Here is a 21,387-nt window from a genome sequence, read left to right as displayed (position 1 = left end):
CTTTCAGACCGGGGGGGGCACGATGACCCAGAGTGCGGTGCAGGTCTCGGTGGCGGAAGGGTTCTTCCAGGTGTGCGGAATGCTGGGCGGAAAGGTCAGGGTGTCGCCGGGTTGCATGATGTACACCTGGTCGCCCACCGTGACCGACAGCGAACCGGTCTGCACATGGACCATGTCGGAGCGCGCATCCAGTGTGTAAGGCTCGTCGCCGGAGCCGCCACCGGGTTCGATGATGGAAAAGATCGCCAGCATGTGCTCGTTGCCGGCCCCGCCGATCAGGTATTCGCGCATGCGAGACCCCCCCAGGTTGATGGGCGGGCGCTGGTCTGCCGGCACGAATTTGGTGACGGGGGGCTCGAACAACTGGCCAGGACGGACATCGAGCACATCGCAGATCTTGAGCAGGGTCGAGACCGATGCGTTGACCACGTCGCGCTCGAAGCGGCTGATGAAAGACTTGCTGACGCCGACGCGGTCGGCCACTTCCTGGATCGAGAGCCCTTTGGCCAGGCGTGCCTGGCGCAGGCGAGCGCCGACGTCGATCGTGGTGTCACCGATCGATGCTGTGTGCGCGTGTGTTGCCTGCTGCGCAACTTTCTGGCCAATTTCCATAATGGTTTCCATTGCCTTGTGTTGCCTGTGAGTCAATATTTTATGGCTATTTCTGTCGTTCAAGAGGTTGGTTCAAACCCTTAAATTTAATTATTCATTTATTTTCAATTGGTTATTGTTCTTGTGGATTTTGATGTAAGTTTCGAGAGGATTATTTGTTGCCTTATAAGCACCTTTTTGCACCATCCAAGTGCATGTTCGGCACCATGATAGTGACGAATGTGTGTACCCCAGGGCAACATGGGCCAACGGATCCAGGAAAAGGCCGTGGCTGGCATGGGCAGTCGTGCCGCAGCACAGTCCCGGCGCGTTAAAATCGCGATCTTTTGCCGGACACCTTCCTTCTCATGAGCGCTCCCGACACCCATTCGTCCACTCAGCCTACCCATGACCTGGTCTACGGGCTGGATGACAAGCCGCGTCCCTGGATTTCCTTTCTTGCCGCCTTCCAGCACCTGCTGGCGATCATTGTGCCGATCGTGACGCCGGGCCTGCTGATCTGCCAGGCACTGGGCGTGTCTGCGCGCGACACCAACCTGATCGTGTCGATGTCCCTGGTGGTATCCGGTATTGCCACCTTCGTGCAATGCCGTCGCTTCGGGCCGTTCGGGGCCGGGTTGCTGATCGTGCAGGGCACCAGCTTCAATTTCGTCGGGCCGCTGATCGCTGGGGGGGCCCTGATGGTCAAGCAGGGCACGCCGGTCGAGGCTGTGATGGCGGCGATCTTCGGCGTGGTGATTGCCGGTTCTTTCATCGAGATGGGCGTGTCGCGCATCCTGCCGTTCGTCAAGCGGCTGATCACGCCGCTGGTCACTGGCATCGTGGTGCTGCTGATCGGCCTGACGCTGATCAAGGTCGGCCTGATCAGCATGGGTGGTGGCTACGGTGCCATGGGCAACGGCACCTTTGCCAATGGCGAGAACCTGTTGCTGTCGTGCTCGGTGCTGGCCATCATCATCGTGCTCAACCGCATTCCGGTGGTCTGGGTGCGCAGCGCGGCCATCGTGATTGCCCTGATCGTCGGTTATCTGGTGGCGGGCTGGCTGGGGCGGCTGGACTTCAGCGGCATGCACGAGGCCGCCGTGTTCCAGGCTCCCGTGCCGCTGCATTTCGGGCTGGGCTTTTCCTGGTCGCTGTTCGTGCCGATGATCGTGATCTACCTGGTGACCTCGCTCGAGGCCATCGGTGACGTCACTGCCACCAGCAAGATCTCGCGCCAGCCGGTCGAAGGGCCGGTCTGGATGCAGCGCATCAAGGGCGGCGTGCTGGTCAATGGTGCCAATTCGTTTCTGGCGGGTATTTTCAATACCTTCCCGAGTTCGGTGTTTGCACAGAATAACGGCGTGATTCAGCTGACCGGCATCGCCAGTCGCCATGTGGGCCTGTGGATCGCCGCCATGCTGGTGCTGATGGGGCTTTTCCCCTCGGTGGCCGGTGTGTTGCAGGCCGTGCCCGAGCCCGTGCTGGGAGGTGCCGTGATGGTGATGTTCGGTGCCGTGGCCGCCTCGGGCATCAATATCCTGGCAGGCACCACGCTGGATCGCCGCGCATTGCTGATCATCGCCGTGTCGCTTGGCCTGGGCCTGGGCGTTTCCGAGGTGCCGGACTTCCTGGCGCATGTGCCGGACGGTCTGCGCAACGTGCTGGGTTCAGGGGTGGCGACTGGCGGCATCTGCGCCTTGCTGATGAATTGGTTCCTGCCGGAACAGCCTGTGCAGTCAGCGACATCTGCATAAGTGGTTGCGAGGTTTCAGGCCAGGATCTGCGGTCTGTTTGTAGGGTGTGCGCAGAAAGAGCACAGTTTGCATCCTGTCCTTCATGTTGTTTTGTAGTATCAGTATTGATATCATAAAACACATGAAGGATACCGTATGACTGCGGGTAGTCACGTTATTTTTAAAACGCCCTGGCCGGGAGATCCTCGTATCAATTTGCAGCGGCAGGGAAACAAGGCCAAGTCATATCAAATCAGGCAAATACTCGAAGCGATTGACAGGTTCGATGCCGTTCGGGAGATGTCCAAGTGAGCAATGCCAATACCTATACGTATCGTATAACCTGGTCACCAGATGATGGCGAACATGTTGGACTATGTGCCGAGTTTCCTTCCCTCTCCTGGCTGGATCCAGATCCGGGGCGTGCATTGAGTGGCATTATGTCACTGGTGATGGAAGTTGTGGCTGAGATGGAGCAAAACGGAGAGGTTGTTCCCGAGGCGTTTTCTGAAAAGCGCTACAGTGGCAATATTCCTGCACGGGTCACGCCCATGGTGCATCGCAAACTGGCCATCGAGGCTGCAGAAAAAGGCATCAGCATGAACCGCCTGGTGGCGGCCAAGCTGGCACTGTAGCTTTCTCAGACCCGATGGATGCGCTCCGCATCCTCGAAGCGGTCGATGCCGCGCAGCGGGCGGTTGCGCCACATCATGCCGCCTGCGATCAGCAGCGTGCAGCAACCGCCCAGCACCGCGGCAGGGACCGCGCCGAAAGCGCTGGCCGATGTGCCGGCGCGGAACTCGCCCAGCTCGTTGGATGAGCTGATGAACAGCATGTTGACGGCGTTGACCCGTCCGCGCAGGTGGTCCGGCGTAGAGTATTGGACCAGGGCGCTGCGTACATAGACGCTGATCATGTCGCCGGCACCGGCCACCATCAATGCGACAAACGACAGCCAGAATGATGTCGAGAAGGCGAATACCAGGTTGGCGCAGCCGAACAGGAAAATCGCGGCGAACAGCGTGACGCCGACGCGTCGGTTGAAGGGGCGGGCAGAGAGGTACATGCCCGTGAGGATTTCGCCGACCGCCATGGCGCTGCGCAGCAGACCCAGTCCGGCAGGGCCGACATGCAGGATATCCTGTGCATAGATCGGCAGCAGTGCTATCACACCGCCCAGCAACACGGCAAACAGGTCCAGGCTAATGGCACCCAGGATCACGGGGTGCGACCAGATGAAGCGAATGCCTTCGTTGAAGCGGCGCCACATGCCAGGACGGGCTTCGCCTTCCGGGTATTGTTCGATTTCCTGGGGATGCAGGATCGGCACCTGTCGCAGCAGCACAATGCCGGCAATGAAACAGACCAGGCAGACCAGATAGGCCACCGAGCCGCCAAAGGCATACAAGGCACCGCCGGCCACCGGCCCACCGATGGTGGCTGCCTTCATCAGCATGCTGTTGGTGGCCAGACTCTGTGCCAGCCGCTCGCGCGGCACGATCTGCGGCAGCAGGCTCTGCAGCGCAGGTCCCATGAAGGCGCGGGCACAGCCGAACAGTACCAGCGCCGCATAGATGCCGCCGGACGGGTGGGCATTGCTGTAGGACAACCAGGCCAGCCAGCCGCTGCAGATGGCGGAAAGCACCCAACTGGCCGCCAGAATGGTCTTGCGGTTGAAGCGGTCGATCAGATCGCCTGCCGGGGCCAGCAGGAACAGCATGGGGACAAATTGCGCCAAGCCGGCATAGGCCAGCGACATCGGATCACGCGTGATGTCGTAGACCTGCCAGGCCACGACCACGGCCTGTATCTGCATGGCGAATACAGCAGCGAGTCGGGCGACCAGGAAAGCGGCAAAGCCCGGCACTCGGTAGATGGGGATGCTCAAGGCAACTCGCAGGGTAGGAAACCGAAGCGCAACACGATAGCGGCAATGGGTGGCGCTTTCAAGATCGAATCTATTTTTCCTATTGATATAGAGTTGTGCTGGCACAAGATTTGTAATGATTTAATTTCCAAATGGAAATTATTATTCTAGAATATAGGTATATTTAATTATTTTTAATTTCCTTATGGAAGTCAAAAGTGAGATATGCTATCAATAGCCTCGATCGATGAACCCAGTCCCCTGGAAAATGCGCTGTCGCATCTGCAGTGCATCCTCGTGGCGCGGCGTGCGCGCTACACCCCTGAGGCTGTGAATTGGGCTCAATACGACATTCTCGAACTGTTGCGTCTGCAGGGGGCCATGACACCCTCTCTGCTTGGGGCACGACTGGGCGTGGCACGCACCGGTATTTCCAAGTCGCTGCGTGTGCTCAAGGATCTGGGGCTGGTCGAACAGGCGCAAGGCGAGGATGACCGTCGTGAACAGCTGACGCTGCTGGCTCCACGCGGTCGTGATTTCCTGATGAGAGCGGCCACGGGCCGGCATGACGCTGCGCTGCGCGTCATGGCAGCGCTGTCGCCTGGTGAGCAGGCGATCTTCACTGAACTGTGTGAAAAAGCCAGTGCTGCATTGCAGATCAGCGAACAGGCAGACGAACGGGAACCGGCATGAACCCGCGTGCCGGCGCTTATCGGGATATCGAGATCGTGGGGGCTCGCAGCAATAATCTGCGCGACGTCAGCCTGAAGATTCCCAAGCATCGCATTACCGTATTTACCGGTGTGTCAGGCTCGGGCAAGTCCTCGCTGGTCTTTGATACCATCGCTGCCGAGTCGCAGCGTCTGCTCAACGAGCATCACAGCGCCTTTGTCCGGCATCGCCTGCCGCATTACGGGCAACCGCAGGCCGATGCCCTGCACAACCTGCCGGCTTCCATCATCGTGGATCAGAAGCCGCTGGGCGGCAATGCCCGTTCGACAGTGGGTACGGCCACCGATATTTCGCCATTGCTGCGGCTGTTGTTTGCCCGTGCGGGCCAGCCTTTCGTGGGCTATGCCAATGTGTTTTCCTTTAACCATCCACAGGGGATGTGTCCGGCCTGCCAGGGACTGGGCGTGGTGGATCGACTCGACCTTGAAAGACTGATAGACCGCAGCCTGTCGCTGAACCAGGGGGCCATCCGGTTTCCGACCTTTGCGCCCGGTACGTATCGATGGAAGCGCTATGTCTGCGCGGGGCTCTTCGATTGCGACAAACCACTGGCGGATTTCAGTCCCGAGCATTGGAACATACTGCTGCATGCCGACGACCTGCCGGTACCCACACCTTTGCCTGAATGGCCTGCAACGGCCCGCTTCCAGGGAATCGTGCCGCGTTTCAGGCGGGCCTATCTCGACCATGAACCCAGCCGCCTGACCCAGGCAGAACGCGAAGGCCTTGCACAGGTGATTACTCGCCAGTCCTGTTCTGATTGTGGTGGTGCACGGCTCAATCCGACCATCCTGTCCTGTCGGATCGTCGGCAAGTCCATCGCGGATTGTGCGGCCATGGATATAGCCGATCTGTTGTCATTCATGCGCAGTCTGCAGATTGCGCCGGTGGCGACTGTGGCTGCGGCCATCATCGAACGCCTGTCGCAGATGGTGGCCATCGGCCTGGACTATCTCAGTCTGGGGCGTGATACCACCAGTCTGTCCGGCGGCGAGTCGCAGCGCGTCAAGATGGTACGCCATCTGGGCAGCAGCCTCTCCGATATTGCCTATATCTTCGACGAGCCCAGCGTGGGCCTGCATCCCAGGGATGTTCACCAGCTCAATGCATTGCTGCGCGGCTTGCGTGACCACGGCAATACCGTGCTGGTGGTCGAGCACGATCCTGATGTGATCGCGGTTGCCGATCATGTGGTGGACATGGGGCCGGGCGCTGGCACGGAGGGCGGCGATGTGGTCTATCAGGGCGACTGCGCCGGGCTGCGCCAGGCCGATACCCTGACGGGTCGTTGCCTGCGTCGACCTGTCCCCGCCAGTCGCATACCTCGCGGGGCAACGCGCTGGTTGCCACTGAACCATCTTTCCCTGCACAGTCTGCATGATGTCAGTGTTGCCATTCCCGCAGGCGTGCTGACTGTGGTGGCCGGTGTGGCGGGATCGGGTAAAAGCACCCTGGTGAATCGCCTGCTGCCACGCCATTACCCTGAGGCCATCCTGATCGACCAGCATGGGCTCGGTGGTACGCGGCGAGCTTCGGTCGCCAGCTACATCGGTGTACTCGATGTCATCCGTGCAGGTTTTTCCAGGGCCTGTGGGCAGCCGGCCAGTCTCTTCAGCAGCAACGCCCAGGGGGCTTGCCCGGATTGCAAGGGCCTGGGCCTTGTCCAGACCGACCTGGCATTCATGGACAGCGTGGAAACGCCTTGCGAAGCCTGCGATGGTACGGGTTTCAATCCGGCGGCGCGCGCTGCCACCTGGCTGGGGTGCAACATTGCCGAGGTGCTGTCATTCTCCGTGGCCCGGGCCTTGCAGCACTTCGCCGCACAGCAGGCCGGTGCGGTGGGCGTGGACATCTGCACGCTGCTGAGGCGTTTGCTCACGACAGGGCTGGGGTATCCCATGCTCGGGCAACGCCTGAGCACTTTATCCGGTGGCGAGCGCCAGCGGCTCAAGCTGGCTTCCCGGCTGGCCGAAGCGGGAACGCTGTATGTATTCGATGAACCCACCTCTGGCCTGCATATGGCTGATGTCGAGCGGCTACTGGATATTTTCGATACGCTGACAGCTCAGGGCAGCACGGTCGTGGTGATCGAGCACAACCTCGATGTCATGGCTCACGCCGACTGGCTGATTGAAATGGGACCGGGGGCTGGCCGGCAAGGTGGACAGGTCATTTTCGAAGGCACGCCGCAGATGATGGTCGAGGCACCGCGATCAGTCACGGGGCCTTTCCTGCGGCGGCATATGGATGGGTGGAAGCCTGCATCCTGAGGCCTCAGAAGTTGTATTTGAAGTTCAGCGAAACTTCGCTCTGCCGGTATCCGTAGTAGAGCAGGTTGCTGCGGTTGATGACACGCTTGAATCGGATTTCCGGATAAAAACCGCCGATCGTCCAACGCGGCGCACCGACTGCGGCAATCAGCATTTTCTGGGTATCGTGGCGCGGCGAGTCCGACAGGAAAGTCGTCGCATCGTAGCGGCTGTCCCGGTAGATGACCATCGCGTTGACGTAGATACCGCTTTCGAACAGTTTGAAGGCACTGATCCGCACGGCCTGTTCACGGCTGCTGGAGGCATCCCAGTCGTATTTGCGACGGGTCCAGTCCATGCCGGCATAGACCGACGCCAGCGGTGAGAAATTGTGGCTGATGCCAAAGCCGCCGGTGGCCAGGGTGTAATCGGCAAAATACTGTTTTTCGGTATCCGAATAATGATAGCGCTTGGTGCTGCCCTGGGCATGCAGGGACCAGCGTGGGCCGAGATCGCGCGTCAGGCTCAGGTCCAGCCCCGGCGCGGTGTAGTTGGTATGACCATCCCGATAGTAGTGTTCGAAAGTGGGGGACAGGGTGAACTCGGTAGCTGCATTCTTGAAGTTGTAGCCAGCCTGCAGCAGGGTCGTATTGTCGCTGTTGTCCTGCAGATAGACGTTCTGGTGATCCTTGCTGTCGTATTGGGCACCGTAGGCCAGTGCGCGCAGCAGCAGGTTGTGGTGCCCCGCGAGCGGCACGCTGCGTTGCAGCGTGGCCTGATAGCCGGTGAAGAAAGAACCGATGGGCTTGGGCAGCGCTTCTGTCACGAAGCAGATGTCCAGTATGCCGGCAATGCACTGCTCGGCACCGTTGCCTTGGTTGATATTGTTGTTGTAGCCACGCCCGATGCTGAATGAACCGTGCCAGCGGCTGCGTTGTGCGATGGCGTCGAGATTGCCGCGGATGACCTGCCGGGTCGTGTCCGGGATGTCACCTTGCGCCGCCTGATCGAATTGCCGGGTGGCCTCCCGGTTCTGGTAGTCCTCGGCGTAGGCGCGTGCCAGTTCTAGCTGGATGCGGACGTCACCGGGTGCGGCCTGTTCGGCAGCTTCCAGTCTGTCCAGCGCCGTGCCGATATCGCCTCGCGCCCGCGCTACCAGACCCTCGGCCAGCAGCACCAGCGCGGGCTGGTGACCGGCCAGCAGCCGATATTTGGAGAGAAACTCCTCGACCTTGTGCCATTGCTGGAAATTGATGGCGTAGTAGATCCCCAGCGCCAGTTCATCCGCGCTTTCTCCCACGCGGTATTCCTGCCCCTCGATGACGATGCGCCGTCCTTCAGCTGATGGCGTATCCGGCAGCCAGCTGCCGCGTTGTTCACGCTCCATGCGCTGGCGGGTGGCATCCAGCAGGAAACGGGTATCGTCATCGTCGGCCTGGACTGCAGGCGGCAGCGCCAGCAACAGGAAGCAGGTCAGCAGGAGCGGGTGCAGCGGAAGTTTCATGATCTGCCATCGGGTAGGGCGAACGGGAATGGTGCGAATCGGTGAGGGAGCCGGAGCGGGCGGAATCAGCGATTGATGCCGCCCGGCATGCAGGACAGGTTACGTGTCCTGCATGCGGCCTGGCTTCAGCCTGGATTACTGCTTGCGGCCGCCGAAGGCGACGTCGTCACGCCGGTCGGTGGTGCCTCGCGTCGTGTAACCGGCCAGGGCTGCGGCACCTGCGCCGTAGAACTGGCCCTTGATCTCATTGCCCTTGGCGAAAGTGCCCGTCGAATTGGTAATGACTGTGCCTGTAAAACTGATCTGATCCGTACCCCGAGCCAGACTCCCGGTCAGGCTACCCTGCGCTCCCGATCCAAACGCTGCCGTCAACACGCCGGTATAGAAATCATTCTGTCCGGGCGTGTGCTGGTTGACGCCAAGTACGTTGTAGCTGGCAGTCGCCAGCCCGGCGGTATTGCCGGTCTGGTTTTCACCGACGTACCACACAGTATGGTCCGCGCTGTTCAGGTTCAGGTTGGTATCGGACCCGGTGCTGGGATTGCCGGCACGCGGTGCCCATTCACCGAAATAGACCGAGGTGCCGGCCGGCAGGTTGGGGACCTTGGCGATCACCAGGCCGCCGAATTTGGGCGCTGCCGGGATGGCCGGATCGGCGATCTGGCGCACGCTGTAGACCTGTGTGTCATAGGCGCGTTTTTCGTACCAGACCTGGCCCAGCGTCGGATTGGTGAAAAGACCGATGACCGGGTTGACGTCTTTCAGCGTCAGGTATTTCGGATTCAGCGCGCCATTGACGTTCTGGGTGGGACTGCTGTTGATCGGCGTATCGGCGTATTTCTGGTTGATGTGCTTGATGGGGCCGTCCTCCAGATTGATGACGATGGAGGACCCGTTGATGGACAGGCCCGGCTTGCCGGCACCGAATGGCAGCAAAGTGGATGCACCAGGGTCGATTTTGCCAGGGTTGGATGTACCGTAAGTAACAGCGGCATGCGCCGATACGGCCGAAGCCATCAAAGCCACTGCGAGAATGCTCTTGGACATGCTGTTCTCCTTGTGAGGAACATGGGAAAGGACCGGTTTTTGGAAAACCGGCAAAAACTCAGAACTGAAGCTGCATGCCCAGCGTGACTGTGCGGCCAGGGCCGGGCGTGGGCACGTTGGACATGGGGTCGAGGTAATAGCGATTGGTCAGGTTGGTCACGCTGGCATGCACGGCCAGGTTCTTGTTGACCTGGTAGCGGCCATAGGCGTCCAGCAACAGGGTGGGACGCCAGTGATAGGGCTTGCCAGTGGTGGTGAAGATCCGTTCCAGTCCCTGCGTCAGCAGGCGGTCATACTGTTTGGTTTCGACCTTGCCGTGGTAGATGCCGCGCAGGCCCAGCTCGAGCTGGCGGTTGAACAGACGCGTGCCCAGGTCGACGTTGATCGAGTATTTGGGCTGCAGCGACTGATAGAAACGCGTGGCACCGAAGCCGCCCTCGATGCATTCCGGCACCCGCTGCAGGTACATGTCGTAGGCGAAGGCCATGTCGGCATCGCAGGTGACGTTCTTGAGCCGGTAGGTGCCGCCCAGCGAGGCAAAGAACCCGCCGGTGTCGATGCGGCTCTGCAGCTCCAGGCCACGGGTGATCTTCTTGTCGTACTGGGTGATGCTGCGGTCGTCGGTGGTGTCGATGACGTTTTCGATCGTATTGTCGAAATACGTCAGGCGCACGTCGCCATATTCCAGCCTGTCCCAATAGGGCGTGAAGTCAAAGCCGTAGCCAATTTCCCAGTTGCGGCTGCGCTCGGGCTTGAGGTCGAAGCCGGGCGTGGTCGGCTGGCTGATCAGGCCGGCAATGGAAGACGAGGTTGCCTCGTACAGGCTGGGAAAGCGCGTCAATTCCGCATAGCGGGCAAACAGGCGCTGGTTGTCGGTCAACGCGAAGGTCAGCGCCAGCATGGGAGCCCAGGCATCACCGGTCATTTTTTGCGGCTGCGCCCATTTTTGGGTTTCGGTGATTGCCTGTTGGCGGGCCACGAGACTACTTCCTGAAGAACCTTCATAGTCGTCAAACTCACCCTTGCCGGTGGTGATGCGCCTGGAGTCGACGGGAATCGACTTGACGCTTTCGTAGTCTTTGCCGGCGATAAATGTGGCATCAACATACTCGCCGCCTATCAGATATTTATGGAACTCACCTGCTGTCCCTTGGGGATCCCTGACCATCTCTTCGGCCATCTGTGGCGTGAAACGATTGGTGGAAGCATCCGGCTTGCCGTTGCGTATTGATACGACGTTGTCATATATCGCGCGGTAGTAGACTGTCTGTCCATTACTGTTGATGGCTCTTGTTGCGCCGACGCCAGCACCGTATTTTTCAAGATGGGCCAATGCTGCGTTTTCCATGGCCTTCCATTCAGGGGTGGCGACACCCTCATCTGGTGTTAAACCGGTAGTCGCATCAAACGCCTGCTGTTTGAGCGTTTCATAGTTCTGGACGCTTGCCGCAAAATCCTCCGAGCCGACTTCCCAATAGGGCAGCCTGAACGCGTCGACATACGTCTCGGCACCCCCGCCCCAGGCAAACCGTGGATTGCGATTGGCACGTTCGTGCGCCAGCGCCTCGTCGCGCACCCAGAACCGGTGATAGCGTATGCCCGCCTGCACGCTCAGCCGGGAGGTGGCCTGCCAGTTCATGACCAGGTTCAGGCCCCATTCCTGGCGTTTGCCGCCGCGCGGGCCGGCCAGCTTGGCCAGGCCGGTCGACATGCCATACATATTGAACAGGTCCTGACTGTTGACGATGGTGTTTTCTTCGTCCAGACGCTCGCGCTGGAAATCGGCACCCAGGGTCAGGTTGAAGGTCGGTGTGAGCTTGAAGCGGTTGCTGAGGCTGGCACCGTCGCGGGTCACCTGGGTGCGCTGCAGCGCACCCGAGACCACTGTGCGGTCGGTATCGCCGAACCAGTCCTTGGAGAGGGCGAGGATCTGGTCGCGCGTGGTATTGGCATCAAAGCCGAACATGCCGCCGAGATCGGCGCAGGACATGCCATAGTCAGCATACAGAGGCGGTAGCTGGTTGCGTACGTTGCAGTAGTGCCAGTTATCGTAGATCGTGTCCGGATTGTTGACCCCCAGCGACATGCCGCCGCTCTGGTGGCGCTCACTGTCTGTCTTGACCCGCCACAGGCTGGTTTCCAGGTCGATCCAGCGGTTGCCCTCGGGCTTGAGTTCATAGCCCAGTTTGTAGGTGTTGCTGCGGATATGCGAGTTGGTGCTCTGCGTCTGGGGGGCCATGCCGTTGCGATACATCGGATTGGCCTGGTGGAAGTTCAGGTTGAAGCTCGACTGGAAAGGGTTGATCTCTCCAAAGACGATATCGTTGCGCATGTACTGAAGGCTGATTTTCTGGCCGTTGGGCAGATTCCAGTTGTTCTTGGCCAGCCAGGTCTCGTTGCGGGTATTGCTGTTGAATACCTCGTCGCCAGGGGCATACATTGCGGCCATGTTGGGGACGAAGGCGGCCGAGGATTTGCACTCGATGCCGCAGCCGTCCAGGTCGTAGACGGGGTTGTCGCGGTAGCCGTCGGCACCGTGCCGACCGGCGAAGTAATTGCCCTTGTCGCGGTAGGTGTAGGCCAGCAGGCCGTCGCTCAGGTCGGTCTTGAAGGCACCGGCCAGCATGATCGACTGGTCGCCGCCAAAGCGCAGGTCGTCGCGGCCGCTGTGGTTGCGCGGTGGCGCCAGATCGTCGATTTTCAGGGCATAGGGGCTGAACTTGCTGCTGTCGTAGGGGTCCATGCCGCCGCCCGCGCCATCGGCCGTGGCTCCGATCGTTCGATAGTCCCGTCCCAGGTACTGGCCCAGCTCGTTCTGCGGCCGTACGCTGTTGTTGGACGCTTCAGTGCGCAGCATCAGGCCCCATTTCTCGCCTTCGAGCAGGATGTCGTCAGCCTCGATGGTGCGGATGGCCACCGAGCCGCCCACGCCGGGCTTCATGCCCCGGCTCAGGTCGGGACTCTTGTCCACGGTGATGCTGCGGAACAGGGCCGGATCGACATAGTTGCGGTCGCTCACGCCGTAGTTGTTCATCCAGACGTCGACCGTCTGCTCGGTACCGTCGATGGTGACGGGGATGCGCCCCTTGCCGGAAATGCCTCGGATATTGGGGGTGATGGCACCGCCTGCCGTACGGGTGTTCATGTTGTAGACACCGTTCAGGCCCTTGAGGACATCGCCGGCGGCATCGATACGGTAGCGTTCTATTTCTTCCCGACCGATGTAGACGTTGGAGACGTTCTTGTGGAACACCTCGTCGGCACCCTGTTCGTCTGGAGTGGGGCCGATGCCGCGCACTTCGATGGTCTGCATCTCGCGCACCTGGGATGCACCGGCATTCTGCTGTGCAGCACGATGTGATCCGCTCGGGTCGGCCGGCTGTACCGGCTGTGCCTGGACGCTGGTGGCCCAGAGGGCGGCCAGTAGCAAGGGTAGGGGTCTGAGGGTAAAACGGTGTTGCATCTTGATCTGGCTCCCGGCCTTTCCTGTCTGTTGTCGTATCTGGAACGGAAAGTCGCGCGGCCCTCTGCGATCGAGGCTCCATGCCGCACGGCGGAAGCCATTGTGTCTTTGTGAGATCGCAAACAAGAATGATAATTATCAAAATGAGAATTTTTCATGGAGAAACTGTCGGCACCCATTGCCAATGACAATTATCATTGCGATCAGGGTACTGCCCGCCGGATACTGCCCCGTTGAGCAGGGTCGATCTTCATGTCACGATGAGCGCCGTAAAATGCAGGTCGATGCATGCCATGCGCATGTATGTGCGTACCTGACCGACTGGAGCCGACGATGCCGTACCTGCCGATGAACTGCCCACCTCACCTGCGCCTGAGGCGCCGCAAGTTGCTGGGTGTTGCTGCTGCGCTACCGTTGTTGGCGTTATCACCGCTGACTGTGCAGGCAGCGGATGCGCAAGCGGCCTCGGCCGATGGCATGCGCCAGATCAGGCTGTCCGGGCCAGGGGCGACCGTCACTTTTCCATTGCTGCGCATGGTCGAGACCCAGGCGCTGGCCGATGCGGGTATTCACCTGACTTTCAGCCAATGGCGGGACCCCGACCATCTGCGTGCGCTGGCGCTGGAACAAGGGGCTGATTTCGTCGCCATGCCCTCCAATGTGGCGGCCAACCTCTATAACCGTCGCGTGCCCCTGCAATTGGCGAATATCTCCGTGTGGGGCATGTTGTCCATCCTGTCGCGCCAGCCAGGTCTGGCGACCCTGGCCGATCTCAAGGGGCAGGAGATCGCCATTCCGTTCCGGGCCGACATGCCGGACATCCTGTTCCAATTGCTGGCACGCGAGCAGGGGCTGGACCCGCGCCGTGATTTCACGCTGCGCTATGTCGCCACGCCGATGGATGCCGCGCAATTGCTGATGTCGCGCAAGGTCGATCATGCCTTGCTGTCCGAGCCGGCCACGTCGATGGTGCTGCGCAAGTCGCAGTCATTCCCGGCCAGCATCGTGGCTCCCGATCTGTATCGCAGTGTCGACCTGCAGCAGGAGTGGGGGCGGGTGCTGGAGCGGGCACCGCAGATTCCGCAGGCCGGTATCGTGGCGCTGGGCGCGGTACGCGAAGATGCTGCCCTGATGCAGCGTTTTGCGCAGGCCTACGAGGCCGCCCATGCCTGGTGTCTGGCTGAGCCTGACGAGTGTGGTGCGCTGGTCGCCCGGCATATCGATATGCTGCAGGCTGACGCCGTGGCCGAGGCGCTGCGGCATACCCCGGCGCGGTTGGCATCGGCTGCGCAGGCGCGTGGCGAACTTGAATATTTCTACGGACGCTTGCTGGAAAGCGAGCCGGCCCTGGTGGGTGGACGGCTGCCGGATGACGGATTCTATGCCGCTGCGGCGGCGGGCGAGGAGCCCGTCAGGTGAACGGCATGCGCAGGGCGCTGGCCGCCACATTGTCGTATCTCTGGAGCGGCTGGGGCGCGATTGCCAGCCTCTGTCTGTTCATGGCTGCCTGGGAGTGGGGTGCGCACGTCTATGGCGACCTGGCCCTGCCGGCACCGATGGCCGTGTTTGGCCGGCTCGGCGATATGCTGGTTCAGGGCGGCGCATGGGGCGAACTGGCGGTATCGGCCCGGCGCGCGATGCTGGGATTCGCCCTGGCGCTGGCAGCAGGCAGCCTGCTGGGCATGCTGGCCGGGTTGTCCATGACGGCTGCCATGGTGTCGCGTCCGCTGGTCACGCTGCTGGTGGGCATGCCGCCGATCGCATGGCTGGTGCTGGCCATGCTGTGGTTCGGTACGGGTGACATCACACCGGTGTTCACGGTGCTGGTGGCCTGTTTCCCCGTAGTATTCGCGGCCGCCATGCAGGGTGCGCGCACGCTGGATGGCGGCTTGCGGGACATGGCCCGGGCCTACCGCCTGCCGCGCCGCCTGCTGTTTACCGAGCTTTACCTGCCGCACATGCTCTCTTACCTGTTTCCTGCCTGGATCACGGCCCTGGGCTCATCCTGGAAAGTCGTGGTCATGGCCGAGCTGCTGAGTGCGCCCGATGGGGTGGGCGCAGCACTGGCTGTGTCGCGCTCACACCTGGATACCGAGGCCTCGCTGGCCTGGATCGCGGCCATTCTCGGTTTGCTGCTGGCAGTCGAATACCTGGTGCTGGAACCGATCAAGCGTCGGGTCGAACGCTGGAGGACGGCATGAACACGCACCAAAGCATGTTACCCGAGGCAGGTGATTGCATCACGCGGCACGATGCTGCATTGCTGCGAGACGCCGTACCGGATGGCGCGGGCCTGAGGTTGCGCGGCATTTCCCACCGCTATGGCCTGACTGAAGTCCTGCAGCATATCGATTTCGCCATGATGCCGGGTGAGAGTGTGGCGCTGGTCGGGCCGTCAGGTTGCGGCAAGAGCACGTTGATGCATGTGATCGCCGGGTTGCTCGTGCCAGACCAGGGCAAGGTCGAAAACGATTTCCTGAGCCTGGGCTGCATGTTCCAGCAGCCCAGGCTGTTGCCCTGGCGCGCCGTGCTGGACAATATTGCCCTTGGCCTGCGGGCCCGCGGCGTATCGTTCGAGGCCCGGCGTCGGCTGGCGGCAGCGCTGGCGGCCCGCATGGAGCTGTCGGTCAATGACTACGACAAATATCCGCACGAACTGTCGGGCGGCATGCAGAGCCGGGTGGCGCTGGCGCGGGCACTGGCGGTGGATCCTGATCTGCTGCTGCTGGATGAACCGTTCTCGGCGCTTGATGTCGGCCTGCGTGCGGAAATGCACCGGCTGGTGCGTGGCTATATCGAAGATCGGCATTGCGCGATGCTGATGATCACGCATGACATGATGGAGGCCGTGCGGCTGGCGGATCGCATCGTGATGATGGCGACACCGGGACGCATCGTGCATGTTCAACGGCTCGATTGCGCCTGGGCACAGCGCGACGACGTCTGGGTGCATCGTACGGCAGGTGAGTTGATGCAGGTCGAGGCCGTGCGGCGTGGTTTCGAACTGGAGTGCGAGGCATGATGGGTTTTCTGTCTGGCCGTTGGCATGCGTTGCTGGCACATCCGCTCATGCTGTGCGGCGTGCGGCCTTTTTTCCTGCTGGCAGCGGGAAGTGCGGTGCTGCTGATGGCTCCCTGGCTGCTGTTCAGTGCCGGTCAGCCGGCCGTGGTGCATTGGCTGGCCGGCATGCCGGGTGGTGCCGTGGCGTGGCATGCGCATGAGTTGTTGTATGGCTATGGCTTGGCTGCCGTGGCCGGGTTCCTGATGGCGGCCGCGCCCGAATTTACCCAGACTGCCGCGCCGTCGCGCGCACATATTGCTGCAACCTGCCTGTGCTGGCTGGCGGCGCGACTGGCCTGGCTGCTGGCACCCGCGCTGCCGCAAGGACTGGCCATTGCGCTGGCCGTACTCGGCAATGGTGCCGTCACGGTATTGCTGCTGTGCCTGGTGGCACCGCGTGTCTGGGTCGCGACAGGACGGCCACACTTGGCTTTTCTGTATGCGTTGCTGGTGCTGGGCGTGCTGCAGGCTGGTTTTTTTGCAGCGCTGCTGCTGCAGGCCGACCCCTTGCGCTGGCTGTATGCGGCGGTGGGGGGGCTGATGGTGCTGGTGATCGTGGCAGCCAGCCGGATATCCATGCGGATCGTCAACAGTCGGATCGTGGCGGGTGTGATGCATGATCCTCTGCCCGATACACCGGTCTATCTGGCGCGGCCGCCACGCCGCAATTTCGCCATTTTTGCCATTGTGCTGTGCAGTGTGCTGGAGTTTTCCGGCGCGCCCGCCGGCGTGATCGGCTGGAGCGCCCTGGCGGCCTGCGCCGCCGTGTTCGGCCTGCTCAATGACTGGCACATCGGCCGGCCACTTTTCAACCGCTGGGCCTTGATGCTGTATGCCTGTTACTGGATGCTGGCGCTGGGCTATGGCCTGATGGGCCTGTCCTGGCTGCAGGCTCCCTGGGCGTTGTCGCCGGGGCGGCATCTGCTGATGATCGGTGCGATGGGGTTGTCGATCTTTGCCGTCATGTGCATTGCCGGTCGCCAGCACTGCGGCCACTGGCTGGATGTGCGTGCCTGGGTGCCGTTGTCGGCGCTGGCGCTCGGCGTGGCAGCTTGCCTGAGAGCGCTGGCCGGCTTGCCGCTGGGTACCGCCTGGTATCCCTGGCTGCTGGCACTGGCCGGCGTGCTGTGGATGCTGGCTTTTGGGGCGTATTTTGCAAGGATGTGGCCGATATTGGCACGGCCTCGCACGGATGGGCAGACGGGATGTGCCGAGCCTGCCGATGCGCATACGCACGGGCATGGTGGCGGTTGCGGTTGAAAACAAATATATGACAATGATTCTCGTTAGTGAGAGAATCGGGAGATGATGGTCCGGATGTCCGGGCCCGGGATGCCGCCGTTTCGGTCCGGCGGGAGCGCGTATTGACTGATTCACCATGCAAAATGATCTGATTGCGGCCCTGTCTTCGAGCCGCCTGTTCCGGGAGATGGCCCCCGAGATGCTGCGTACCCTGGCGTGCGGCGCGGTCACCGTGAGTGCGCAGGCGGGCGAGCATATTTTTCATACCGATGAGCCTGCCACGGCCTTCTACCTGGTCAAGGAAGGGCAGGTGCGTCTGTACCGCCCCAATCATGAGGGCAATGAAAAGGTGTTCCAGGTCGTGTCGCCGGGTGATCTGATTGCCGAAACGGCCATGTTTGCCGAGCCGTGCCGCTATCCGCTGTCGGCTCAGGCCGAGACGGCGGTATGCCTGTACCGCGTGACGCGCACCACGCTGCTGGATTTGACGCGGCAGTCCGCTGATTTTGCCATGCAGTTACTGGCAACCATGTCGGCACGAATTTACCAGGCAGTCAACCGCATCGATCACCTGACCATCGGCAATGCCAGTCAGCGCCTGGTCCTGCACCTGATCGACCTGAGCCGTGAGCAACGCAGCAGGCGTATTCACTTCCCGGTATCGGGCGGCGCGCTGGCACGACAGCTCAACATCGCGCCCGAAACCCTCTCGCGGCAGCTCAATCATTTCAAGCGCACGGGCCTGCTCGATGGCCGCAATCGGGATTGGGTCCTGCTGGATGTCGATGGGTTGCATCGCAGTGTCGGGTTGCCGCCGCCTTCGCGCAAGGAAAGTGAAGCCTGGCATGATACTGATCTGGGCAGCGACCTGTTTGGTTGTTGCAATTTTCGCTGAAGGCATAAAAACATGAAACTCTATTATTCGCCCGGTACCTGTGCGCTGGTGCCCCATATTGTCGCCAACGAGGCCGGCATTGCGCTTGACCTTGTCAAGGTCAAGCTGGCCAGCAAGCGAACGGAGGATGGCAGTCACTATCTGGATATCAGTCCCAATGGCTATGTGCCGGCCCTGGTCCTGGACGATGGCAGGATACTGACCGAGGCATCTGTACTGGGCCAATACCTGGCGGATCTCAATCCTGGCAGCGGCCTCATGCCGCAGGCCGGTACGTTCGAGCGCTATAAAGTCCTGCAATGGCTGTCGTTCATTTCGACCGAATTGCACAAGAATTACAGCCCGCTATTTCGCTCTGGTATGCCCGAGGAGGTTCGCGCAGCCAGCCGTGCCTTGCTGACGCAGCGGTTCGGCTATGTCGAAACAGAACTGGCTGACGGACCTTTCCTGACGGGTGCGACGTTTACCGTGGCCGATGCCTATCTGTGGACCGTGCTGGGTTGGGCTCGGTTGGTTGAATTCGATATTTCCGGCTTTGCCCGCTTGCAGCACTTCATGGCTGAAGTTGCTGCACGTCCGGCTGTACAGCGCAGCCTGCAGGAGCAGGGGCTGGTTTGACGATGGATGCCGGAAAGCTGGCGGTACTTTCAATCCGATAATGTGGAAGCCGGTGTGGTGTGGCTGAGGCGCAGCACGGTCTCCATCAGCAAACGATCCAGCATCGAATGATCCAGATCTCGCGACAGCGGCGGCAAGACCGATTCGAGCCGACCCAGTTCGTGATCGATGAATGCATTCAGGGCCGGCAGTGGCTGACCGTACTCTGATTCCATGGCAGCACGCTTGATCACCAGAAGCTGGTCAATGGCCTTGCGCACCTCCGGTGCCGTCACCATGCCCTCGACCAGCGCCTGGAAGCGCATCGGCGGTATACCCCGCTGTTGTTCTATCCAGAGCGTTGCCAGGAGCGGACGCAATACGTAGAGGTATTTTTTCAGGCGGACACGATCGCCTTGCAAATACTCTCGATAGTTCTTGCGCGCCATATGCACGTAGTGATGAAATGAGCGTTCGGCGTTGTGAACCTGCTGAATGGCTGTGCGCATATCGTGCAAAAACACCGGATCCGCCCGATAGACGACCGGTGAGTCCAGCCACTCGACCAGCGTGGCATTGCCTTTTTTGAGAAGCCCCAGCGTTTTGCGCAGTTCCCAGCCGTTGATATCCAGCAGATCGGAAATCGGCAGTTCGATGACGTCGCGTTGCGGGCTGACCTGCAGATACCAGGGCAGGGACGGAGCGTAGATGAAACGGACATCGTAATCGCTGTCAGGCGAGGCGAAGCCCCAGCCGCGGCTGCCGGATTCACAGGCGTAGAGCACACGGACATTGTGCTCGATTTCGATGGCTGACAGTCTGGCCTGTATGTTCTCGCGAACGTCGGGATCGATGGGGTGGTCGCTATGCATGGGTGCCACAAATTTTGCTCATTGTCCCTCTATGTTAGTGGGAGTCCCGTTTTCAACGGTAGGAAATTGATTGATGACATGCCCTATCGGGTCAGCAGATTGATGTAAGCCTGATAGCTGTAACTGCGGTTTTTTTTCTGTCCGGTCATTTCGGTCACAATGCCCAGGTTTTCCAGTACTTTGACAGCTGCTGTTGCGGTGGGAAAGCTGGTATCGAGTTGCTGACGGACACGTTCAATAGTGAAGCGCGGCATCATTGGCAGCATTTCGAACAGCCGGTAGCTGGCGGGGCCTGCTTTAGCAGATTGCAACAGGTGCTTGCGGTCTGCGGCTACCAGACTGGCCACCTCAATGATGTTTTTTTCCGCATCGCCAGCGGCGGTGATGATGCCTTCCAGAAAAAATCTCATCCATGACTCCCAATCTCCTTCCGTGCGGATGGCCGACAGGCGACGGTAATACTCAGACTGATGTTGCTTGAGGTAGCCGCTGAGGTACATCAAGGGCTCAGACAGCAATCCCCAATGCTCGAACAGGGCCGCGATCAGCAGGCGACCGATGCGCCCATTGCCATCGAGGAAAGGGTGGATGGTTTCAAACTGCGCGTGAATGAGCGCCACCTTGACCAGGGGTGGCAAATCTGTCGCCGTGTCGTGAATGAACCGCTCCATATCCGCCAGCGACGTGGTAACGCGCTCGGGCGGCGGCGGTACGAAAACGGCATTGCCGGGCCGTGTGCCACCGATCCAGTTTTGTGACCGACGCAATTCGCCAGGCTGCTTGCCTGCACCGCGTGCCCCGTCCAGCAGACGTCGGTGTGCCTCGCACAATAGCCGTACACTGATGGGCAGCCCTTTGGGATCGCGCAGTTGCTCTTGAGTCCAGCGGAATGCGTGCAAGTAGTTGGTCACTTCTTCCACATCATCGGTGTTGCTGACCTTGAAGCCTGCTTCCTCGTCGAAGAGGTCGGTGAGTGTGGCCTGTGTACCCTCGATCTGCGACGTGAGCAAGGCTTCCTTGCGGATGGCGCTGTACAACAACCAGTCCACCGACGGCACCAGGCCGGATACGCCCGACAGACGTGCAAGCGCCAACTCGGCCTGCCGATTGAGGTCAGTGAACACCTCGGGGGATAGGCCAGGATTGGATGGCGGCAAGGGATGTGGCACGAATGCACGCACCGACTCGCCCAAAGTCGTGGAAATCGAGAAGATCCCGGTTGTACGTGTCATTGAAAGCTGCCTTGAATAGCCTGCTGAGCAATTAAAGCATTCTTTAATTTGACTGGCAACAATTAAAGATGGCTTTCATTGGTTTGTGACGTATCACTTGAACCGACGCAGGCGCTTGACTACTGTGGTGGTCAGCGGCTTGATCTTGCTCTCCAAAATAAAACGCCTGACAGAGAACTGTCAGGCGTGAATTCTGGTGGACCGAAGGAGGATCGAACTCCCGACCTCCGCATTGCGAACGCGGCGCTCTCCCAGCTGAGCTATCGGCCCGGTAATCGGGTCGGCAATTTGCCGAAGGCA

Annotated in this window: 17 protein-coding genes and 1 tRNA gene; 10 read left to right on the top strand and 8 right to left on the bottom strand. The window is 60.6% G+C overall.

The window, feature by feature from the left end; all coding sequences use genetic code 11:
• Nucleotides 1–3: 3 nt before the first annotated feature.
• Nucleotides 4–612: a helix-turn-helix domain-containing protein gene (locus tag ABN482_RS00990; protein ID WP_349502238.1), complete on the bottom strand. Its 609-nt coding sequence runs from the start codon at nucleotides 610–612 to the stop codon at nucleotides 4–6.
• A 347-nt stretch (nucleotides 613–959) separates the two neighbouring features.
• Between ABN482_RS00990 and ABN482_RS00985 the strand changes: the two genes are divergently transcribed.
• On the top strand, nucleotides 960–2,348 hold the full coding sequence (locus ABN482_RS00985) for a uracil-xanthine permease family protein (RefSeq protein ID WP_349502237.1): 1,389 nt from the start codon (nucleotides 960–962) through the stop codon (nucleotides 2,346–2,348).
• A 287-nt stretch (nucleotides 2,349–2,635) separates the two neighbouring features.
• The gene (locus ABN482_RS00980) at nucleotides 2,636–2,962 is read left to right on the top strand and encodes a type II toxin-antitoxin system HicB family antitoxin (RefSeq protein WP_349502236.1); all 327 of its coding nucleotides are present in this window, start codon (nucleotides 2,636–2,638) and stop codon (nucleotides 2,960–2,962) included.
• A 5-nt stretch (nucleotides 2,963–2,967) separates the two neighbouring features.
• On the opposite strand, the gene ABN482_RS00975 is transcribed toward ABN482_RS00980, so the two are convergent.
• Nucleotides 2,968–4,215 (bottom strand): MFS transporter, encoded by a 1,248-nt coding sequence (locus ABN482_RS00975; protein ID WP_349502235.1) that lies wholly within the window; start codon nucleotides 4,213–4,215, stop codon nucleotides 2,968–2,970.
• 204 nt (nucleotides 4,216–4,419) lie between these two features.
• On the opposite strand from ABN482_RS00975, the gene ABN482_RS00970 reads away from it, so the two are divergent.
• Together ABN482_RS00970 and ABN482_RS00965 are read left to right on the top strand one after the other, a co-directional pair.
• Nucleotides 4,420–4,887 carry a MarR family winged helix-turn-helix transcriptional regulator gene (locus ABN482_RS00970; protein ID WP_349502234.1) on the top strand — a complete coding sequence of 156 codons (468 nt, stop codon included), beginning with the start codon at nucleotides 4,420–4,422 and terminating at the stop codon, nucleotides 4,885–4,887.
• Nucleotides 4,884–7,196: an ATP-binding cassette domain-containing protein gene (locus ABN482_RS00965; protein ID WP_349502233.1), complete on the top strand. Its 2,313-nt coding sequence runs from the start codon at nucleotides 4,884–4,886 to the stop codon at nucleotides 7,194–7,196. The genes ABN482_RS00970 and ABN482_RS00965 overlap by 4 nt, the downstream gene beginning before the upstream one ends.
• Nucleotides 7,197–7,200: 4 nt before the next feature.
• Here the strand turns inward: ABN482_RS00965 and ABN482_RS00960 are convergent, their stop codons facing one another.
• From ABN482_RS00960 to ABN482_RS00950, 3 genes are all read right to left on the bottom strand, one after another.
• A complete protein-coding gene (locus tag ABN482_RS00960) occupies nucleotides 7,201–8,679 on the bottom strand; it encodes a surface lipoprotein assembly modifier (RefSeq protein WP_349502232.1) in 1,479 nt (492 codons plus the stop codon).
• A gap of 135 nt (nucleotides 8,680–8,814) precedes the next feature.
• Complete coding sequence (locus tag ABN482_RS00955; protein WP_349502231.1) at nucleotides 8,815–9,726, bottom strand: Slam-dependent surface lipoprotein; 912 nt, start codon at nucleotides 9,724–9,726, stop codon at nucleotides 8,815–8,817.
• Nucleotides 9,727–9,784: 58 nt separating this feature from the next.
• Nucleotides 9,785–13,189 (bottom strand): TonB-dependent receptor domain-containing protein, encoded by a 3,405-nt coding sequence (locus ABN482_RS00950; protein ID WP_349502230.1) that lies wholly within the window; start codon nucleotides 13,187–13,189, stop codon nucleotides 9,785–9,787.
• A 333-nt stretch (nucleotides 13,190–13,522) separates the two neighbouring features.
• Here ABN482_RS00950 and ABN482_RS00945 point away from each other — a divergent pair, with 333 nt between their 5' ends.
• The 6 genes from ABN482_RS00945 (at nucleotide 13,523) to gstA (ending at nucleotide 19,004) form a co-directional block, all read left to right on the top strand.
• Nucleotides 13,523–14,608: an ABC transporter substrate-binding protein gene (locus ABN482_RS00945; protein ID WP_349502229.1), complete on the top strand. Its 1,086-nt coding sequence runs from the start codon at nucleotides 13,523–13,525 to the stop codon at nucleotides 14,606–14,608.
• A 5-nt stretch (nucleotides 14,609–14,613) separates the two neighbouring features.
• The gene (locus ABN482_RS00940; RefSeq protein ID WP_204524187.1) at nucleotides 14,614–15,390 is read left to right on the top strand and encodes an ABC transporter permease; all 777 of its coding nucleotides are present in this window, start codon (nucleotides 14,614–14,616) and stop codon (nucleotides 15,388–15,390) included.
• The gene (locus ABN482_RS00935; protein ID WP_349502228.1) at nucleotides 15,387–16,211 is read left to right on the top strand and encodes an ABC transporter ATP-binding protein; all 825 of its coding nucleotides are present in this window, start codon (nucleotides 15,387–15,389) and stop codon (nucleotides 16,209–16,211) included. The genes ABN482_RS00940 and ABN482_RS00935 overlap by 4 nt, the downstream gene beginning before the upstream one ends.
• On the top strand, nucleotides 16,208–17,509 hold the full coding sequence (locus ABN482_RS00930) for an NnrS family protein (RefSeq protein WP_349502227.1): 1,302 nt from the start codon (nucleotides 16,208–16,210) through the stop codon (nucleotides 17,507–17,509). The genes ABN482_RS00935 and ABN482_RS00930 overlap by 4 nt, the downstream gene beginning before the upstream one ends.
• 118 nt (nucleotides 17,510–17,627) lie before the next feature.
• On the top strand, nucleotides 17,628–18,386 hold the full coding sequence (locus ABN482_RS00925; RefSeq protein ID WP_349502226.1) for a Crp/Fnr family transcriptional regulator: 759 nt from the start codon (nucleotides 17,628–17,630) through the stop codon (nucleotides 18,384–18,386).
• Between the two features lie 12 nt (nucleotides 18,387–18,398).
• Complete coding sequence (gstA, locus tag ABN482_RS00920) at nucleotides 18,399–19,004, top strand: glutathione transferase GstA (protein ID WP_349502225.1); 606 nt, start codon at nucleotides 18,399–18,401, stop codon at nucleotides 19,002–19,004.
• Between the two features lie 29 nt (nucleotides 19,005–19,033).
• On the opposite strand, the gene ABN482_RS00915 is transcribed toward gstA, so the two are convergent.
• From ABN482_RS00915 to ABN482_RS00905, 3 genes are all read right to left on the bottom strand, one after another.
• On the bottom strand, nucleotides 19,034–19,855 hold the full coding sequence (locus ABN482_RS00915; RefSeq protein ID WP_349502224.1) for a nucleotidyltransferase domain-containing protein: 822 nt from the start codon (nucleotides 19,853–19,855) through the stop codon (nucleotides 19,034–19,036).
• 83 nt (nucleotides 19,856–19,938) lie between these two features.
• A complete protein-coding gene (locus tag ABN482_RS00910; RefSeq protein WP_349502223.1) occupies nucleotides 19,939–21,087 on the bottom strand; it encodes a Fic family protein in 1,149 nt (382 codons plus the stop codon).
• Nucleotides 21,088–21,281: 194 nt separating this feature from the next.
• A tRNA-Ala gene (locus ABN482_RS00905) sits at nucleotides 21,282–21,357 on the bottom strand.
• Nucleotides 21,358–21,387: the final 30 nt, after the last annotated feature.

The organism is Corticimicrobacter sp. (genome assembly GCF_040137905.1).
Lineage (GTDB): Bacteria > Pseudomonadota > Gammaproteobacteria > Burkholderiales > Burkholderiaceae_B > Corticimicrobacter.
Note: the sequence above shows the minus strand (reverse complement) of the source record. Positions and strands in the feature narration are given on the sequence as shown.

Bases quoted from the DNA above. Each gene is read 5' to 3' on its own strand.
- ABN482_RS00970 (WP_349502234.1), top strand. From the start codon at position 4,420: ATGCTATCAATAGCCTCGATCGATGAACCCAGTCCCCTGGAAAATGCG.
- ABN482_RS00950 (WP_349502230.1), bottom strand. From the start codon at position 13,189: ATGCAACACCGTTTTACCCTCAGACCCCTACCCTTGCTACTGGCCGCC.
- ABN482_RS00915 (WP_349502224.1), bottom strand. From the start codon at position 19,855: ATGCATAGCGACCACCCCATCGATCCCGACGTTCGCGAGAACATACAG.
- gstA (WP_349502225.1), top strand. From the start codon at position 18,399: ATGAAACTCTATTATTCGCCCGGTACCTGTGCGCTGGTGCCCCATATT.
- ABN482_RS00910 (WP_349502223.1), bottom strand. From the start codon at position 21,087: ATGACACGTACAACCGGGATCTTCTCGATTTCCACGACTTTGGGCGAG.
- ABN482_RS00940 (WP_204524187.1), top strand. From the start codon at position 14,614: ATGCGCAGGGCGCTGGCCGCCACATTGTCGTATCTCTGGAGCGGCTGG.
- ABN482_RS00930 (WP_349502227.1), top strand. From the start codon at position 16,208: ATGATGGGTTTTCTGTCTGGCCGTTGGCATGCGTTGCTGGCACATCCG.
- ABN482_RS00945 (WP_349502229.1), top strand. From the start codon at position 13,523: ATGCCGTACCTGCCGATGAACTGCCCACCTCACCTGCGCCTGAGGCGC.
- ABN482_RS00925 (WP_349502226.1), top strand. From the start codon at position 17,628: ATGCAAAATGATCTGATTGCGGCCCTGTCTTCGAGCCGCCTGTTCCGG.
- ABN482_RS00990 (WP_349502238.1), bottom strand. From the start codon at position 612: ATGGAAATTGGCCAGAAAGTTGCGCAGCAGGCAACACACGCGCACACA.
- ABN482_RS00935 (WP_349502228.1), top strand. From the start codon at position 15,387: ATGAACACGCACCAAAGCATGTTACCCGAGGCAGGTGATTGCATCACG.
- ABN482_RS00955 (WP_349502231.1), bottom strand. From the start codon at position 9,726: ATGTCCAAGAGCATTCTCGCAGTGGCTTTGATGGCTTCGGCCGTATCG.
- ABN482_RS00985 (WP_349502237.1), top strand. From the start codon at position 960: ATGAGCGCTCCCGACACCCATTCGTCCACTCAGCCTACCCATGACCTG.
- ABN482_RS00960 (WP_349502232.1), bottom strand. From the start codon at position 8,679: ATGAAACTTCCGCTGCACCCGCTCCTGCTGACCTGCTTCCTGTTGCTG.
- ABN482_RS00965 (WP_349502233.1), top strand. From the start codon at position 4,884: ATGAACCCGCGTGCCGGCGCTTATCGGGATATCGAGATCGTGGGGGCT.